20 protein-coding genes are annotated in these 16,048 nt (G+C 53.7%); 7 read left to right on the top strand and 13 right to left on the bottom strand.

Annotated features, from left to right (window positions below):
* Window positions 1-195: 195 nt before the first annotated feature.
* The 3 genes from rpsI to zapE form a co-directional block, all read right to left on the bottom strand.
* Window positions 196-585 (bottom strand): 30S ribosomal protein S9, encoded by a 390-nt coding sequence (gene rpsI / locus MLE19_RS02605; protein ID WP_035578392.1) that lies wholly within the window; start codon window positions 583-585, stop codon window positions 196-198.
* A 13-nt stretch (window positions 586-598) separates the two neighbouring features.
* The gene (gene rplM / locus MLE19_RS02600; RefSeq protein WP_035566296.1) at window positions 599-1,027 is read right to left on the bottom strand and encodes a 50S ribosomal protein L13; all 429 of its coding nucleotides are present in this window, start codon (window positions 1,025-1,027) and stop codon (window positions 599-601) included.
* A 185-nt stretch (window positions 1,028-1,212) separates the two neighbouring features.
* The gene (zapE, locus tag MLE19_RS02595) at window positions 1,213-2,397 is read right to left on the bottom strand and encodes a cell division protein ZapE (RefSeq protein WP_240716513.1); all 1,185 of its coding nucleotides are present in this window, start codon (window positions 2,395-2,397) and stop codon (window positions 1,213-1,215) included.
* 207 nt (window positions 2,398-2,604) lie between these two features.
* On the opposite strand from zapE, the gene MLE19_RS02590 reads away from it, so the two are divergent.
* Window positions 2,605-3,060, top strand: coding sequence for a YhcB family protein (locus MLE19_RS02590; protein ID WP_240716512.1), 456 nt, complete (start codon window positions 2,605-2,607; stop codon window positions 3,058-3,060).
* Window positions 3,061-3,122: 62 nt separating this feature from the next.
* On the opposite strand, the gene MLE19_RS02585 is transcribed toward MLE19_RS02590, so the two are convergent.
* A complete protein-coding gene (locus MLE19_RS02585; RefSeq protein ID WP_240716511.1) occupies window positions 3,123-3,884 on the bottom strand; it encodes a Nif3-like dinuclear metal center hexameric protein in 762 nt (253 codons plus the stop codon).
* A gap of 129 nt (window positions 3,885-4,013) precedes the next feature.
* Here MLE19_RS02585 and MLE19_RS02580 point away from each other — a divergent pair, with 129 nt between their 5' ends.
* A complete protein-coding gene (locus tag MLE19_RS02580; RefSeq protein WP_240716510.1) occupies window positions 4,014-5,297 on the top strand; it encodes a Do family serine endopeptidase in 1,284 nt (427 codons plus the stop codon).
* A 48-nt stretch (window positions 5,298-5,345) separates the two neighbouring features.
* Here MLE19_RS02580 and hisD read toward each other — a convergent pair whose 3' ends face one another.
* From hisD to MLE19_RS02535, 9 genes are all read right to left on the bottom strand, one after another.
* On the bottom strand, window positions 5,346-6,689 hold the full coding sequence (hisD, locus tag MLE19_RS02575) for a histidinol dehydrogenase (protein ID WP_240716509.1): 1,344 nt from the start codon (window positions 6,687-6,689) through the stop codon (window positions 5,346-5,348).
* Window positions 6,690-6,702: 13 nt separating this feature from the next.
* Window positions 6,703-7,356 (bottom strand): ATP phosphoribosyltransferase, encoded by a 654-nt coding sequence (gene hisG / locus MLE19_RS02570; protein ID WP_240716508.1) that lies wholly within the window; start codon window positions 7,354-7,356, stop codon window positions 6,703-6,705.
* A gap of 46 nt (window positions 7,357-7,402) precedes the next feature.
* Complete coding sequence (gene murA, locus MLE19_RS02565) at window positions 7,403-8,665, bottom strand: UDP-N-acetylglucosamine 1-carboxyvinyltransferase (RefSeq protein WP_240716507.1); 1,263 nt, start codon at window positions 8,663-8,665, stop codon at window positions 7,403-7,405.
* 10 nt (window positions 8,666-8,675) lie between these two features.
* Window positions 8,676-8,927: a BolA family protein gene (locus MLE19_RS02560; RefSeq protein ID WP_007114696.1), complete on the bottom strand. Its 252-nt coding sequence runs from the start codon at window positions 8,925-8,927 to the stop codon at window positions 8,676-8,678.
* A gap of 93 nt (window positions 8,928-9,020) precedes the next feature.
* Window positions 9,021-9,359, bottom strand: coding sequence for an STAS domain-containing protein (locus MLE19_RS02555; RefSeq protein ID WP_240716506.1), 339 nt, complete (start codon window positions 9,357-9,359; stop codon window positions 9,021-9,023).
* Entirely contained in the window at window positions 9,356-9,997 is a 642-nt protein-coding gene (locus MLE19_RS02550; protein ID WP_425356796.1) for an MlaC/ttg2D family ABC transporter substrate-binding protein, read from the bottom strand. The genes MLE19_RS02555 and MLE19_RS02550 overlap by 4 nt, the downstream gene beginning before the upstream one ends.
* 90 nt (window positions 9,998-10,087) lie before the next feature.
* A complete protein-coding gene (mlaD, locus tag MLE19_RS02545; protein ID WP_240716504.1) occupies window positions 10,088-10,552 on the bottom strand; it encodes an outer membrane lipid asymmetry maintenance protein MlaD in 465 nt (154 codons plus the stop codon).
* A 16-nt stretch (window positions 10,553-10,568) separates the two neighbouring features.
* The gene (gene mlaE / locus MLE19_RS02540) at window positions 10,569-11,369 is read right to left on the bottom strand and encodes a lipid asymmetry maintenance ABC transporter permease subunit MlaE (RefSeq protein ID WP_240716503.1); all 801 of its coding nucleotides are present in this window, start codon (window positions 11,367-11,369) and stop codon (window positions 10,569-10,571) included.
* A gap of 54 nt (window positions 11,370-11,423) precedes the next feature.
* Window positions 11,424-12,245: an ATP-binding cassette domain-containing protein gene (locus tag MLE19_RS02535; protein WP_240716502.1), complete on the bottom strand. Its 822-nt coding sequence runs from the start codon at window positions 12,243-12,245 to the stop codon at window positions 11,424-11,426.
* Between the two features lie 320 nt (window positions 12,246-12,565).
* On the opposite strand from MLE19_RS02535, the gene MLE19_RS02530 reads away from it, so the two are divergent.
* Genes MLE19_RS02530 through lptB form a run of 5 tightly spaced genes read left to right on the top strand, consistent with a single transcriptional unit; the run spans window position 12,566 to window position 15,995 of the window.
* On the top strand, window positions 12,566-13,552 hold the full coding sequence (locus MLE19_RS02530; protein ID WP_240716501.1) for a KpsF/GutQ family sugar-phosphate isomerase: 987 nt from the start codon (window positions 12,566-12,568) through the stop codon (window positions 13,550-13,552).
* A gap of 55 nt (window positions 13,553-13,607) precedes the next feature.
* Window positions 13,608-14,150: a KdsC family phosphatase gene (locus MLE19_RS02525; protein WP_240716500.1), complete on the top strand. Its 543-nt coding sequence runs from the start codon at window positions 13,608-13,610 to the stop codon at window positions 14,148-14,150.
* Entirely contained in the window at window positions 14,150-14,719 is a 570-nt protein-coding gene (gene lptC / locus MLE19_RS02520; protein ID WP_240716499.1) for an LPS export ABC transporter periplasmic protein LptC, read from the top strand. The genes MLE19_RS02525 and lptC overlap by 1 nt, the downstream gene beginning before the upstream one ends.
* Window positions 14,720-14,730: 11 nt before the next feature.
* Complete coding sequence (lptA, locus tag MLE19_RS02515; protein ID WP_240716498.1) at window positions 14,731-15,234, top strand: lipopolysaccharide transport periplasmic protein LptA; 504 nt, start codon at window positions 14,731-14,733, stop codon at window positions 15,232-15,234.
* Between the two features lie 11 nt (window positions 15,235-15,245).
* Window positions 15,246-15,995, top strand: a complete 750-nt coding sequence (gene lptB, locus MLE19_RS02510) for an LPS export ABC transporter ATP-binding protein (RefSeq protein ID WP_240716497.1) — start codon at window positions 15,246-15,248, stop codon at window positions 15,993-15,995.
* Window positions 15,996-16,048: the final 53 nt, after the last annotated feature.

Below are 16,048 nucleotides of genomic sequence, written 5' to 3'. Positions count from 1 at the left end.
ATCAGCTTACCCGCTTCGCCGCAAAGGCGTCTTGCGGCGATAAATATCAAATACGCTCTATGGTAAAAAAACAAAGCGCTATGCACAAGAACAACCGCCCGTGACCATAGTGGTACGAGCAATATAATTTTTTGATATTTCAATAAAAAACGCCCAGGTCGATGACCCGGGCGTTTTGCAGCATAGCGTAAAGAATTAACGCTTAGAGAACTGCGGACGACGACGCGCTTTGCGTAGGCCGACTTTCTTACGTTCAACTTGACGTGCATCACGCGTTACGTAACCAGCGGCACGTAGCGAAGGACGCAGATCTTCGTTGTAGTTCATCAGGGCACGTGTAATACCGTGACGAATGGCGCCTGCTTGAGAGGAACCACCGCCGCCAGCAACAGTGACAAAAATGTCAAACTGGTTCAGCGTTTCAGTCAACTCAAGCGGCTGACGAACAACCATACGACCAGTAACGCGACCAAAGTAAAGGTCCAGGTCTTGGCTGTTGACGGTAATTTTGCCAGAGCCTGGCTTCATAAACACGCGAGCGGTGGAAGTCTTGCGGCGCCCGGTACCGTAATACTGCTGTGTCATGGCGAAGATTTCCTCAGATGTTCAGTTCAAGCGGCTGTTGGGCAGCATGCGGATGCTCGGCACCGGCGTACACTTTCAACTTAGTGTACATGGCGCGACCCAAAGGACCTTTCGGCAACATGCCTTTAACGGCAGACTCAATGATGCGCTCAGGCGCATGATCAAGCATTTTGTCGAACGTCATAGAGCGCAGACCGCCCGGGTAACCAGTGTGACGGTAGTAGGTTTTAGCCTTCGCCTTGTTGCCGGTCACATGGACTTTCTCTGCATTGATGACGACGATGTAGTCGCCGGTATCAACGTGAGGTGTAAATTCGGGCTTATGCTTACCACGCAAGCGGCGAGCAATCTCGGTTGCCAGACGACCGAGCGTCTTGTCCTTAGCGTCGACTACATACCAGTCGCGCTGGACGGACTGCGGCTTAGCACTGAACGTCTTCATGGATGAAATCACCAGATTTAATGTATTGGGTGACTTACACCGTTTCACGGCGAAGCACCATCCCTATTCTTTTTGGTTGCAAGCTTACGCAAGCAACATGTAGCGAGGCGGCATTCTACAGTAAGGACAGGCACAAGTTAAGCCGTATCGTGACTTTTTTACTTGGCCTAGAGGCTCTTCTCCCGCTAGGGTTTATGTGCCAATGCCAAGTACTCCATTGATTGCATCTCCTGTAGGCGTGAAAGCGTACGCTGGAACTCAAATGTCAGCTTGCCATTGCTATAAAGTTGCTCAATTGGCACTTCGGCTGACATCAGTAGCTTTACGCCACGATCATAAAACTCATCCACCATATTAATGAAGCGACGCGCTTGGTCATCTTTCTTGGCATCCATGCAAGTCACATTGGAGACCAGCACTGTGTGAAACTCACGAGCCAGTTCAATATAGTCATTTTGACTGCGCGGCCCGTCGCATAACTCAAGAAACTCAAACCAGGCGATGTCATCATGCAAACGGCGCGCGTTTAACACTCGGTGATTGACCTCGAGCGAGGCATCTATTTCACCCTCATGACCTGCGATCTCGCGAAAACTACGCGCAAGCTCATGCTCAGCCGCCTCATCCAACGGCGAGTGAAAAATAGCAGCACGCTCCAGTGCCCTTAGTCGGTAATCAACGCCAGAGTCGACGTTGACTACTTCACAATGACGATTAACCAATTCGATGGCAGGCAGGAAGCGCGCGCGCTGCAGGCCCTCTTTATAAAGATCATCAGGCACGATGTTCGACGTCGCCACCAGCACTACTCCACGCTCAAAAAGGGCTTCAAGCAGGTTGGCAAGAATCATTGCATCGGTAATGTCTTTGACGAAAAACTCATCAAAGCAAATCACTCGGGCCTCGGTAGCAAACTTACCGGCAATCAACGTCAGCGGATTTTTTTCACCCTTGTAGTGTGTCAACTCGTTATGAACACGCTGCATAAAACGATGAAAATGGGTACGCATTTTATCTGGAAAAGGAAGTGATTCGTAAAAGTTGTCAACTAAGTAGGTTTTACCCCGCCCTACTCCACCCCAGAAATAGAGTCCCTTCACTGGAGGCAAGGCAGGCTTATCAGTCGAAGAGGATTTCTTCCCTATCAAGCCGGCCATTTTGGCCTTCAACCCTTTATTGGCAACCACTGTCTTGGGAACGGTAGTTGGTGCAGCCACAAGCTCATCATAAAGCCGCTGCAAATGCTTTACTGCCGACTCCTGCGCCGCATCATATTGAAAATCTTCACGCTCCAAGTCTTCGCGATAGCGCTCAATGGGCGATGCTGGGCGTGTTTTGGGCATTGCCCTATCCGCAGATGTTGATGACATGCAATCGCCTCCCACAACATGTAAGGCAGCAACCAGCACAACCACTGGCCACCTTAAGAAGGCTGCGATTATACCCGCAGAGACGCCTAAGCGCATGAGTGGATTGACCCAACCGGCTGACTGACGACTATAATGGCAGCCTGTTTGATTCTTAAGCTGCCAGCCGATGCAGCCTAACTGTTTATTCAAGGCGCCAGGGAGAACACTGTGGACGCAAGCTCACCATTAACCATTGCCATTATCGGCTTTATCGTCGGTTTGATCGTTGGATTAGGCTGCTATCGTCTATTCAGCAAAAGCCAGCGCGAGGCTGCTTCCATGCGTCAAAAGCTACTCGAACGCGAACATCAAATTGCCGAGATGAAGAGCAGCGTGGGCAGCCACTTGACCGGAATTTATCAACGGCTAGGCAATATTCGCGATGAAGCAAACCAGCTAGAACTTCAGCTAAAAGAGGATGCGGCGGAGTGGAATATTCGCGATGCCGCTATCCAGCCCAGCCTGGATCTATCTGGCATTAACGAGACAACACAGCAGGCGCAGGATGATCCAGCGGCGCCAGCGACACCGCGTGACTACGCTGACGGTAAAGGCGGCACACTGTCTGAGGATTTTGGCTTGAAAAGCAATGAGGCCGCCACACCCCAACCACCGCGCTACTGAGTGAGCAAGCGACACTAAGCCGCCCCGATCCTTATCAAAGATATGTTGGGGCGGTTAATGTATTAAGCAGGATTATCGATATCCACAAAGCGGTGTTCGACGTCGTACTCATCGCTTAACCACTCGCCGAGCGCCTGAATTCCATAGCGCTCTGTGGCATGGTGCCCAGCAGCGATATAGTGAATCCCCATTTCTCGTGCCAAGTGAGTGGTTCGCTCTGATATCTCACCTGAAACGAATGCCTGTGCGCCCGCATCGAAGGCGTCGGTTATCATGTCTTGCGCCCCACCGGTGCACCAAGCAATGCGTTCAATGTCACCCACTTGCGGAGCTTCTATCACCAGCGGTTCTCGCTGCAGCGCATGGGTTATTTGTGCCGCCAGCGCGCTGGCTGAACATGGCTGAGGCAAACGGCCTGACCACAAAAGCCCCTCTCCCAGCTCTCCGTCAATACACCCCTCGACTTTCCACCCAAGGCGACGGGCTAACTCCGCGTTATTGCCCATCTCAGCATGAGCATCCAGCGGCAGGTGATACGCTAATAGACTGATGTCATGATCAAGCAGCGTTTTAATCCGCCGCTGCTTCATACCGGTAATCGCCACTGGCTCGTTTTTCCAAAAGTAGCCGTGATGCACCAGCACCATGTCTGCCTGCCAAGCAACAGCTTCATCCAATAGCGCCTGACAGGCAGTGACGCCCGTCATGATGCGTTTAACGTGATCACTCCCCGCAATCTGCAAACCATTAATCGTATAATCTTTAAACTGGGCAGCACGTAACTGATGATCACAGGCCGCCACTAATTGGTCACGATGAATCATATTGCATCCTTTTATTGATTTAACTGCACCCGTGAGGAACTTGCTAAGAAAGTGTTACCATTCAACCATTGTAAAACTCACTGCTTTTTATCGCGAACAGTGAGACTGACCCGTTAAGGAATTTATTGCATGCGACGCTTTGTGCTGCCTTACCTTTGGCCCGTTATTACTGGCGTGTTGCTCGCTGTAGTGATCCTCTTTGCGCTTCCCGAGCAGCTACCTAATCCGTTTCGTGACTCATCGCCACAAGCTCCTCAAAGCCCTCAGTCTACTCAAACCCCTGCCCCAGTTATCTCTACGACGCCTGCCGTGGTGGAACCCAGCCCAAACCGACCCGCGCCAGAAATTCATCAGGCGGCGCCTCTATCTCGCAACGAGGGCCCTGTGAGTTACGCACAGGCAGTTGAGCAAGCAGCGCCTGCGGTGGTTAACATTTACTCTTCACGTATTGTCGAACGTGATCAGCACCCGCTGATGTCAGACCCTTTTTTCCAGCAATTTTTTGATAGCCAGGGGGACGATGCCACAACACACCAGCGAATGCTCTCCAGCCTGGGCTCTGGCGTTATCGTGAGTGAAGATGGCTACGTATTGACCAACCATCATGTCATCAATGGCGCTGATGAAATTCAGGTTGCTCTTCGCGACGGACGAGAAACCATTGCCGAAGTGATTGGCACTGATCCTGAAAGTGATTTGGCCGTGCTGCGAATCGACCTGGACGACCTGCCTGTGATTGAGCTGACGGACTCTGCCGATGTAGCGGTCGGCGATGTGGCGCTCGCTATTGGCAACCCCTTCGGGGTTGGACAGACTGTCACCATGGGCATAATTAGCGCGACGGGGCGCAATCACTTAGGGCTCAACGCTTATGAAGATTTTATTCAAACAGATGCTGCTATCAACCCAGGCAATTCAGGTGGGGCACTGGTCAACCCAGAAGGCGCCATGGTGGGTATTAATACCGCTATTTTCTCGCGCTCAGGAGGCTCACAAGGCATTGGCTTCGCGATTCCTGCCAACCTTGCGCACAGCATCTTAGATGAACTGGTGACCCAAGGACGGGTGATTCGTGGTTGGCTTGGCATTGAGGCACAGGCGCTATCGCGAGAACTCGCGGCCTCTTTTGGGTTACAAACACCACAGGGCGTCATTGTTGCAGGCGTCGTCAGCGGGGGGCCGGCGGCACAAGCGGGGCTTGAGCCAGGCGATGTCCTTCTCGCCGTCAAAGGGGAGCCCATACTGGATGCCCGCTCAGCAATGAGTGAAATCGCTTCGATACCGCCCGGCACATCGCTACCACTCACCATTGTACGTAGCGGTGAGCGTATGGAAATGACGCTGGAAGTGGGCGAGCGTCCGCTCCCCGCCATCCCGATTAATGAAGAAGCGCCGGGCCAACGCGACTCATAGCGGCAAGAGCATGAGTACGCTGGCCCGGCGCTAGACGCACCCAGTACATCAATCGCGAATACGATACTCGGCAGAGCGAGCGTGGGCGGTTAATGATTCGCCACGCGCCAGCACCGAGGCAATTTTACCCAGCTCAGAAGCGCCGTTTGCCGAGCAGTGAATAATCGAAGAGCGCTTCTGAAAGTCGTAGACGCCCAGCGGTGAAGAGAAGCGTGCCGTACCAGAGGTGGGCAGTACATGATTTGGCCCAGCGCAGTAGTCACCCAGCGCTTCAGCGGTGTAACGACCCATAAAGATCGCACCTGCGTGACGAATATCATCTAACCACTCCTCTGGCGCAGCAACAGAGAGCTCTAAATGCTCAGGGGCGATACGATTAATGAGTGTAATGGCCTCTTGAGCGTCCTGGCAGTGAATCAACGCGCCACGCTTGCGCAATGACTCACGCACAATCTCTTCACGCTCCAAGGTCGGTAGTAGGCGTTCAATTGCAGCCTCTACGGCATCCAGATGATCTACATCCCAGCTGACCAGGATCGCCTGAGCATCTTCATCATGCTCGGCCTGGGAGAACAGATCCATCGCCAGCCAATCGGGATCGGTTTGACCATCGGAAACCACCATTATCTCCGAAGGACCCGCAATCATATCGATACCCACCTGACCAAACACTGCACGCTTCGCCGTGGCCACATAAATATTGCCAGGGCCGACTATTTTATCGACGCGAGGAACCGTTTCAGTGCCATAAGCAAGCGCTGCGATCGCCTGAGCCCCACCAATGGTAAAGACATAATCGACCCCGGCCAGGTGTGCCGCCGCAAGCACCAGCTCATTCAACACGCCATCAGGGGTGGGCACAACCATCACGATTTCGCGCACACCAGCCACATGGGCGGGAATCGCATTCATCAGCACAGACGATGGATAAGCCGCCTTTCCGCCTGGCACATAGATACCGGCGCGGTCTAACGGGGTGACCTTCTGCCCCAGTACCGTGCCGTCAGGCTCTTCGTATTGCCAAGAACTTGGCTTTTGACGCTCGTGGTAACGCTTAATGCGCTCTGCGGCACTGGAGAGGGCCTCACGCTGTTCGGCAGGCAAATGGTCATAGGCCTGCTTCAACTGTTCAGGCGTCAGCTGCAGCTCATCCATTGAGGAAACAGAGAGCCGATCAAACCGGTTAGTGGCTTCAATGACCGCCTCATCGCCTCGCTGCTTAACGCTGGCAAGAATCTCTTCGACCCGGGATTGTACTGCTTTATCTGACACTCCTTCCCAATCCAGCAGTGAATCAAGCTGGTGGTGAAAGGCAGTATCACTTGTCGACAGGCGTGAGACCATCGTAGCGGCGCTTTGCTCGCTGTTGGACATGCTTTTGGGATCGCTCATGGGTCACCTCACATCATTCGGCAAGCTGTGTCTGACGCTTTTTGACCGCGCTATCTAAACGGGCCAGTAACGGCTTAATGCGATCATGCTTCATGGTCATGGCCGCCTTATTCACCACCAGTCGAGTGCTAATATGGGCGATCAGCTCCCGTGGCTCCATGCCATTCGCCCGCAGCGTATTGCCGGTATCAACGATATCGACAATTTCGTCTGCCAGGTTCATCAGGGGTGCAAGCTCCATGGCTCCATAAAGTTTGATCACCTCCGCCTGAATACCTTGCTCGGCGTAATAGCGGCGCGCCACATTAACAAACTTGGTGGCTACCCGACGCCTGGCACGTGCTGGCAATTGACCCGTCACCCCGGCTGTCATCAGCTTGCAGCGGGCAATCTCTAGATCCAGCGGCTCATAAAGGCCTTCAGCCCCATGCTCAAGCAGCACATCCTTACCCGCGATACCGACGTCGGCGGCACCTAACTGAACGTAGGTGGGCACGTCAGTGGCACGGATAATCACCAGCTTTACGTCAGGCAAGTTGGTATCAAACAGCAGCTTGCGGCTTTTGCTTAAATCTTCTGCGGGTGTGATACCCGCATCGGCTAGCAGAGGCAGCGTCTCTTCAAGAATACGGCCCTTCGAGAGGGCTAAAATCAGTTGCTTACTCATCGTGTTGGCCAGTAGTTATTAGCATGCAGGGGCTTAGTCGCATGGATTAACCAGGAATACGGCGAATACGCGCACCCAGTAGCTGCAATTTTTCCTCAATACATTCGTAGCCACGATCAATGTGATAGATGCGGTCCACCAAGGTTTCGCCCTCGGCCATCATGGCTGCAATCACCAGCGATGCAGAGGCGCGTAGATCGGTTGCCATAACCGGCGCTCCGGAAAGCTTCTCCACCCCTTCAATCAGAGCGGTGTTGCCTTCCAGCACAATATTAGCGCCCATGCGGTTAAGCTCTTGAACGTGCATAAAGCGATTCTCAAAGATGGTCTCGACCACCCGTGAGTGCCCCACTGCCACCGCGTTCATAGCAACGAACTGTGCCTGCATATCGGTAGGGAAAGCAGGATAAGGTGCAGTGCGAATATTCACCGCCTTCGGGCGCTTCCCGTGCATATCCAGTGCAATCCAATCATCACCGCTGGTAATCTCAGCGCCCGCTTCTTCAAGTTTAGCGATGACCGCATCCAGAATGTCTGCTCGGGTACGCTTGACCTTCACTCGCCCACCGGTCATGGCCGCAGCTACTAAAAACGTACCTGTCTCGATACGATCGGGCATTACGTCATGCTCGCAACCGTGCAGCTTCTCGACACCTTCAATGGTAATCGTATCAGTTCCATGGCCGCTGATTTTCGCGCCCATTTTGATCAAACACTCTGCCAAGTCGACGATTTCAGGCTCGCGGGCAGCGTTTTCTAAAACCGTCTTACCCTCGGCCAAGGTTGCCGCCATCAGCAGGTTTTCGGTACCGGTCACTGTCACGGTATCGAAATAAATAGTCGCGCCTTTCAAACGCCCATCTACGCGAGCGCGGATATAGCCTGCCTCAACGCGTATCTCCGCCCCCATGGCTTCTAAACCGCGAATATGCAGATCCACCGGTCGTGAACCAATCGCACACCCGCCGGGTAGCGACACATCGGCTTTACCAAAGTGAGCAAGCAGTGGGCCCAGCACGAGAATGGAAGCGCGCATCTTTTTAACCAGCTCATAAGGCGCGTGGCACTGGGTTACCTGAGAACCGTCCAACTGGATACTCAACTTCTCACCCATCACCGGCTCGACGCCCATGCGGCCAAGCAGTTCAAGGGTGGTGGTAATATCCTGCAGGTGCGGCAAGTTACCAATCACTACTGGGCCATCGGCCAGCAAGCTGGCACACAGGATAGGCAGCGCCGCGTTTTTGGCGCCACTAACCCACACTTCACCGTCTACCGACCCATTGCCGGTAATGATTAATTTATCCATGGGGCGACCGTTATTGAACGTTTTCCGGTGCAGTTTGCCACTGCGCCGGAGTAAACGTTTTAATGCTAATAGCGTGGAGTGCGCCCGAGGCGATCTCATCACTGAGAGCAGCGTAGACGAGCTGCTGACGCTTGACTGGAGAGAGACCTTCAAAGGCATCGCCAACCGCAATCACCTGAAAGTTACAGCCTTCACCCTGGATATGGAACTGACATCCGTCAATACGGGATTCAAGCAGTGCTTTTACCTCGTTGGGTTGCATGGCGTAAAAAACTCCTTGGGGGTCATCGTTATAAATGGGTGTAATAGGGTCGACATGATAAAGAAAAGCAGCCCACTTGGCGATGCCGTACTTCTAAACAGCCAATGTCTCGGCGGGGCTCTCTATTAACGCATCAAGCTCAGCCAATGAGGCGAGTCGGCGCAAGGGGGCCGAAAAGAGAATGGTGTCAACCTGTATGCCGCGCTGGCGACAAATTCGTAGCCATTCAAACAGTACACTAATGGCAACGCTGCTGGCCTTATCAACACGACTAAAATCCATTGCTATGGCAGTGAGTTCAGTCTGATTGAGCCACTTAACCCCGCTGGCGGCCAGGTCGGCCGCCGAGGTAACATCCACATCACCTGCCACCTGCAAGCTAGTGTCCACAATATTCACCGTGAGACCAGGGCGCGAAAACAGCGTTGTCACGCATCTCCTCCCTGCTCTAGCTCTTCAACACCGACTTCAGGTGACCAGCCGTTAATGACGGCATCATAATCGCGATTATTATCACGCATGGCCTGATCAAACTGATTACGGAACGTTAGCCCAAGATTAATGCCGTTAACGATCACGTTAACAACACGCCACTCGCCATTCGACAGCCTCAAGCTGTAACTTACCGGGTACACTTGACCATTACTGGCGACCACTTCCATGGCGACGCTGGCCTGGTCTTCGTAACGCTGGGCCTGCTGTGCATCCAACACCCGCAACTCGTCGTAATCGAATGTCACCAAACCACGGGTATAGGTATCGATCAGCGTTTGCCGAAACACATCGGCAAAGCGGCTACGCTGCTCTGGTGTCGCGTTACGGAAATAGTTACCCATTACGCTGGCACCGATGTAGCGAAAATCGGCCACTTGGTCGAGGTTACTATCGACTAATGCCTCAAGCTCACCCAGGTTGTTGGCGTAATAATCTTTACGGCCCTCAAGGTCTCCCATTAATGACTCAACATTCTCGCGAATCATCGCTTCCGGTGATTGAGACTGCGCCATAGACTGCAAAGGAATAAGCGCTGCCACCATTATAATGACCGCAAAGAACCAGCGACCCACCATTAAGTTTACTCCATTCATAACCGTTATCTCCCTACCCGTTATTGCACTGGGCCCGTTAATGCACTGAATGAGTGCTTGTCATTTACAACGCTAGTTACTTGTCATATTGGACACAAACTGCTGGATAAGTTCTTCCAGCACCAGCGCCGATTGGGTGTCGCGTATCGTGTCGCCATCTTCCAGCATTTCAGGATCACCGCCCACACTAAGACCGATGTACTGCTCACCTAACAAGCCAGCCGTAAGTATAGAGGCTATGGAGTCTCTGGAGAGCTCGCCTTCCAGTTCACTATTAAGGCTCAGCACTACTCGCGCATCGTACCACTGGGTATCCAGTTCAATAGATTCGACACGGCCAACCGTAACTCCCGCCATGGTGACCCGGGCACGAGGTTTTAAGCCGCCAATATTGGCAAAATTAGCCTCCAGCTGAAACGACTGGGCGGGTGCAGAAAGCGTCAGCCCACTTACACGCAAGCCGAGGAACACAAGCCCTAAAATGCCTGCCACCATAAACAGGCCAACACCGAACTCCATGGTTTTACTGCGTTTCATGAAACTGCTCCAGCCATTAAAGGCCGCCAAACATGATGGCGGTCAACACAAAATCAAGCCCCAGTACTGCAAGCGACGAATACACCACGGTGCGCGTAGTCGCGCGGGAAATACCTTCTGATGTGGGTACTAGATCGTACCCCTGAAAGACAGCGATCCAGGTCACTACCAGGGCAAATACAACGCTTTTGATCATGCCGTTACCAATATCACTAACAAACGCCACGTTGGCCTGCATGTTGCTCCAGTATGAACCCTCAAAGACGCCTAGCCACTCGACACCCACGAGGTAGCCGCCCCAGATGCCCACTACGCTAAAGCCCACCGTTAAAATAGGCAGCGAAACGAAGCCTGCCCATAAGCGCGGCGCCACCACGCGACGCAGCGGGTCAACACCAATCATCTCCATACTGGTGAGCTGCTCAGTCGCTTTCATTAGACCTATCTCTGCGGTCAGCGCTGACCCTGCCCTGCCTGCAAACAGCAGTGCCGCCACCACGGGCGCAAGCTCACGCAATAATGAAAGCGCCACCATCTGACCTAGGGCCTGCTCAGCCCCAAAATCGACCAGTATGGTGTACCCCTGTAGCGCCAGCACCATGCCGATAAATAGCCCGGACACCAGCACAATGGCTAACGAAAGCACGCCCACAAAGTGCATCTGGTGCAACCATAATCGCCAACCTTCACGGGATGGCACACCCACAGCGGATTGGAAGAGAAATATCCCTGCCCGACCTAATGCTTCCATTAAATCGCACCCTCGCCGCCCCAACCGGGTGATGCGTGAGGTGCTGTTAGAAAATTTTGACTGCATTGATCCCTGCCCTGTTTTTACCCTGCATTAATGCATTTACGCTAATTTTGTCATCTACCCTAACTTTGTCATCGGGGCTCCGCCCAAAATATCGCTATAAAACGCCTCAGCGGGATAGTGAAATGGTACCGGGCCATCGGGCGCGCCATGAATAAACTGGCTGACCCTTGGGTCTTGATTGGTATCTAGCGTTTGCGGAGTGCCATGGGCAACCACTTGGCCGTCAGCAATTAGGTAGAGGTAATCTGCAATGCTCAGCGTCTCTTTAATATCGTGAGACACTACCACCGAGGTAAGCTGCAACGCTTGATTTAGGCGCTTAATCAGCTGCACCAGCACACCCATTGAGATGGGATCCTGCCCGACAAAGGGCTCGTCATACAGAATCAACTCCGGGTCCAGCGCCACCGCCCGAGCTAAAGCAACGCGACGCGCCATACCTCCAGACAGCTCCGCGGGCGTCAGGTGACGAGCCCCGCGTAGCCCAACCGCCTGCAGTTTCAGCAGCACTAAATCGCGCACCATCGTATCAGGCAAATCAGTATGTACGCGCAATGGAAAAGCAACGTTCTCAAATACGTCTAAATCGGAAAACAGCGCGCCACTTTGAAACAGCATCCCCATCCGCTTGCGTAACGTAAATAGGGCCTTACGAGACAGCCGATGAACATCCTCACCGTCGATCAATATCCGACCGCGCTCTGGCGTCAATTGGCCGCCAATCAGCTTGAGCAGGGTCGTTTTACCCGTGCCACTTGGCCCCATGATCGCGGTGACTTTGCCGCGCGGAATAGTCATGTTCACGCCGCGAAAAATCTCGTGATCGCCACGCGAAAAATATAGGTCTTCAATTTCAATAAAAGGAGCATCTATCATGGATCGGTTGACTCTTAACGAGGCGCGGGCAGGGCCAGCTATTATACCTTAATTGCCGCAACCTCGGTTATAAAACAGCGGTTATGAAACAGTGTTTCTAAAACATTATCAAACATTATACTATAGCGCTACAAGCCATTGCTGATCGCTTAAGTGGCTATTCAGAACACGAAAATCAACGATGACCAAGCAGGCGACTGGTCATCTAACCGTCAAGACTCACCAGCACCAACGATCTCAACCACTGCCTTTATGGGGCGTCAGGATGTTATTCTTGGCGGTTACTACTTTTATATTTTTAATTGTTAAGAGAAAACGCTATGCGCCAGCCTCTCGCTCCACCCAGCCTACTACGCGAAAGCGCAATGCGTACGCTGCAAATTGAGCAGGCAGCCATTGGGGGTCTTCAGGCTAAGCTCGACGAAAGCTTTGATCGCGCCTGTGAGTTGATTCTTGCTTGCCAAGGCCGCGTGGTAGTTACCGGCATGGGTAAATCAGGGCACATCGCCGGCAAGCTTGCGGCAACACTTGCCAGTACGGGCACGCCGGCTTTTTTCGTTCACCCTGGCGAAGCCAGTCACGGCGACTTGGGCATGATTACACGTGCCGATGTCGTACTAGCGCTGTCTAACTCGGGTGAAACCGCCGAAGTCACCGCGCTTTTACCGCTGCTTAAACGCCTTGGCACGCCGCTAGTGAGCATGACGGGGCGCCCCAACTCAACGCTTGCCAAACACGCCGATGCGCACTTAAACAGTGGCGTTGAGCGTGAAGCATGCCCGCTCGACTTGGCCCCCACCAGCTCGACTACCGCGGCACTCGCTTTAGGTGATGCACTGGCCGTCGCACTGCTGGAAGCCCGTGGTTTTACCGCTGAAGATTTTGCGCTCTCTCACCCTGGTGGCAGCCTCGGTAAACGCTTGCTGCTGCGCGTTAGAGACCTGATGCACGACGGTGCGCGCCTCCCCCAGGTCGCGCTGGGCAGCCCACTACGCGACGCACTATTAGAGATTACGCGGCAAGGGTTAGGCTTCACCTGCGTGGTGGATAGCGATGGGCGCTTGGCTGGCGTGTACACCGATGGCGACCTTCGTCGCACGCTGGATCAGTTTCATAACCTACGCGACGTCCGGGTAGACGACGTCATGACCCGGCCAGGTAAACGCATTGGCCCCGACATTCTGGCAGCCGAGGCGGTACGCATAATGGAAGAGAGCCGCATCACGGCCCTCGCGGTGGTCGATGAACAACAACGCCCTATTGGGGCTCTACACATGCACGACCTGCTCGCCAGCGGCGTTATTTAACCCTCCGGCGCTTTATTCTGCTCAAGCTTTAAGAATTAACTGATATGGAGGCTCTATGACCCTACCCGCAGCGCTACTTGATCGTCTTCGCCGCGTACGCCTTTTGGCACTGGATGTTGATGGCGTACTTACCGATGGCCGCCTCTACTTCCAGGCTGATGGCATCGAAATTAAAGCGTTTCACACCCAGGATGGTCACGGTCTGAAACTGCTCAAGCGTGTGGGTGTTCATGTTGCCCTGATCACCGGCCGCGACTCCCCGATGGTGAGCCAACGCGCCGCAGCGCTGGGCATCGATCACGTCCACCAGGGCTGTGAAGACAAACTGATGACTCTGCGCGGTCTTTGCCAGCGGCTCGATATCGAGCTGGAGCAAGTGGCCTATTGCGGCGACGACCTACCCGACCTAGCGGCGATTAAGCGTTGTGGCGTCGGTATTACCGTCCCTAACGCGCCGGATTATATGCATACCCACGCAGACTGGACTACCGAACGCCTGGGTGGCCATGGGGCCGTGCGCGAAATTTGTGACACACTGCTTGAAGCTCAGGGGCACTGGGGCGCGGTGCTCGACACTTATTTACACGGACGCTCTTAATGCTCAAACGTTTTAAAGTGCGCGTCTGGCTCGGCGGGCTAGTCATCGCCCTGGGGGCTTTACTGGTGTGGCTTGACCCAGGCGGACCTCAAAGCACGGCCATTGACCCAGAGGCGCAGGCCCAGGAGCCCGGCCACGTACTGGAAAACGCTGAAATCACCCTATTCGGAGATAATGGCAGCGTCTTGCAGTCGCTTAAAACCCCGCGCCTGATCCATACGCCCCAGCGAAGTGAAACCTGGACTGAAGAGCCTGAAGCCATCTTATACGACAGCGAAAATCGCCAGTGGCTGGCGAGTGCCGATGTAGGCACACTCAACACCTCCACACAAGCCCTGTTGATGTCGGGCTCGGCTCGTCTGATCGCACCGGATGAAGGCTGGCAGTTAGACACAGAGCTGCTGCATTATGATGGGCTCAGTCAGCATGCGTGGAGTGAAACACCGGTATTGCTGCAACAACCGCCCCAGCAAATGAGCGCCACACGTATGGACGTATGGCTCAACGATAGCCAGGTGCGCTTAACTGACAATGTGCGCGGCACGCAGCCCCCGGCCACGCAACCTTAACAGGAATTGCCATGAAAGCATTTATCTATACCGCCCTTTTCGCGTTAGCGGTGCCGCTATCGGCATTGGCGCAAAACAGCTCTTCACAAGGGCAGGCCCCGGTAGAAGTTGAAGCCGACCGTTTAGATCTGGATCAACGTGCGGGTACTGCTGTCTATACCGGTGATGTCAACATTCGCCAAGGCGAAATGCAGTTACGTGGCGAACGGGTAGAGATCGAACGCAATGAAGCGGGCGAGCTTTCCCGTGCCACCTCCACCGGTGAGCGCGCCTACTTACGTCATCAAGCCGAAGGGCAAGAGGGCCCAACAGAAGGCTGGGCGAGACGGATTATTTACCATGTCGCGGAACGCCGGGTAGAACTGATCGACCAAGCAGAATTAACACAGCAGGAAGACACCTTTACCGGCGGTCGCCTTGAGTATTTTATTGATCGAGAAGTGATTCAAGCGCGCTCTGACGTTGAAGGCAGTGAGCCCCAGCGCATACGCATGACGCTTCAGCCGGAACAATAGGGAGCCTAGCCGTGGCAACTGCAGAGACTGCGCCGATTAAAACCCTTTATGCCCACCACTTGGCCAAAAGCTATAAGCGCCGCCGCGTGGTTAAAGACATCAATTTAGAAATTTCCCAAGGCAGCGTGGTGGGCTTGCTCGGCCCCAACGGCGCAGGCAAAACCACCTCGTTTTATATGATTGTTGGGCTGGTGAAATCGGATGCTGGCAAAGTGGGTATCGACGACGTGGATTTAACGCGCGCCCCGATGCATGAGCGCGCAGCAGCGGGTATCGGCTACCTGCCGCAAGAGGCGTCTATTTTTCGAAAACTATCGGTCGCCGATAATATTATGGCGATACTTGAAACCCGAAAAGCGCTTAGCCGTAGCGACCGCGAGCAGCGTTTAGAGGCGCTACTTGAAGACTTTCACATTACCCATATACGCGACAACCTTGGCATGAGCCTTTCAGGTGGCGAGCGTAGGCGTGTGGAAATTGCCCGCTCATTAGCCACGGAGCCCGCCTTTATTTTGCTGGATGAACCCTTTGCTGGCGTTGATCCTATTTCGGTAGGCGAGATTAAAACCATCATCCGGGCACTGAAGCAGCGCCACATAGGCGTACTGATCACCGATCATAACGTACGTGAAACCCTTGATATTTGTGATATCGCCTACATCGTAGGTGATGGACAGATCATCGCCAGCGGCTCTCCCGAATCGATTCTTACCAATCAAAAAGTACGAGACGTGTATTTAGGCGCAGACTTCCGACTCTAAGCCTAATTTTCACCTCTAAATAGTGCTCTACAACAACTTTACTACCAATGGCA

The sequence above is a fragment of the Vreelandella neptunia genome, assembly GCF_022489065.1.
Lineage (GTDB): Bacteria > Pseudomonadota > Gammaproteobacteria > Pseudomonadales > Halomonadaceae > Vreelandella > Vreelandella neptunia_A.
This window is presented reverse-complemented; position numbering and strand designations above follow the sequence as displayed.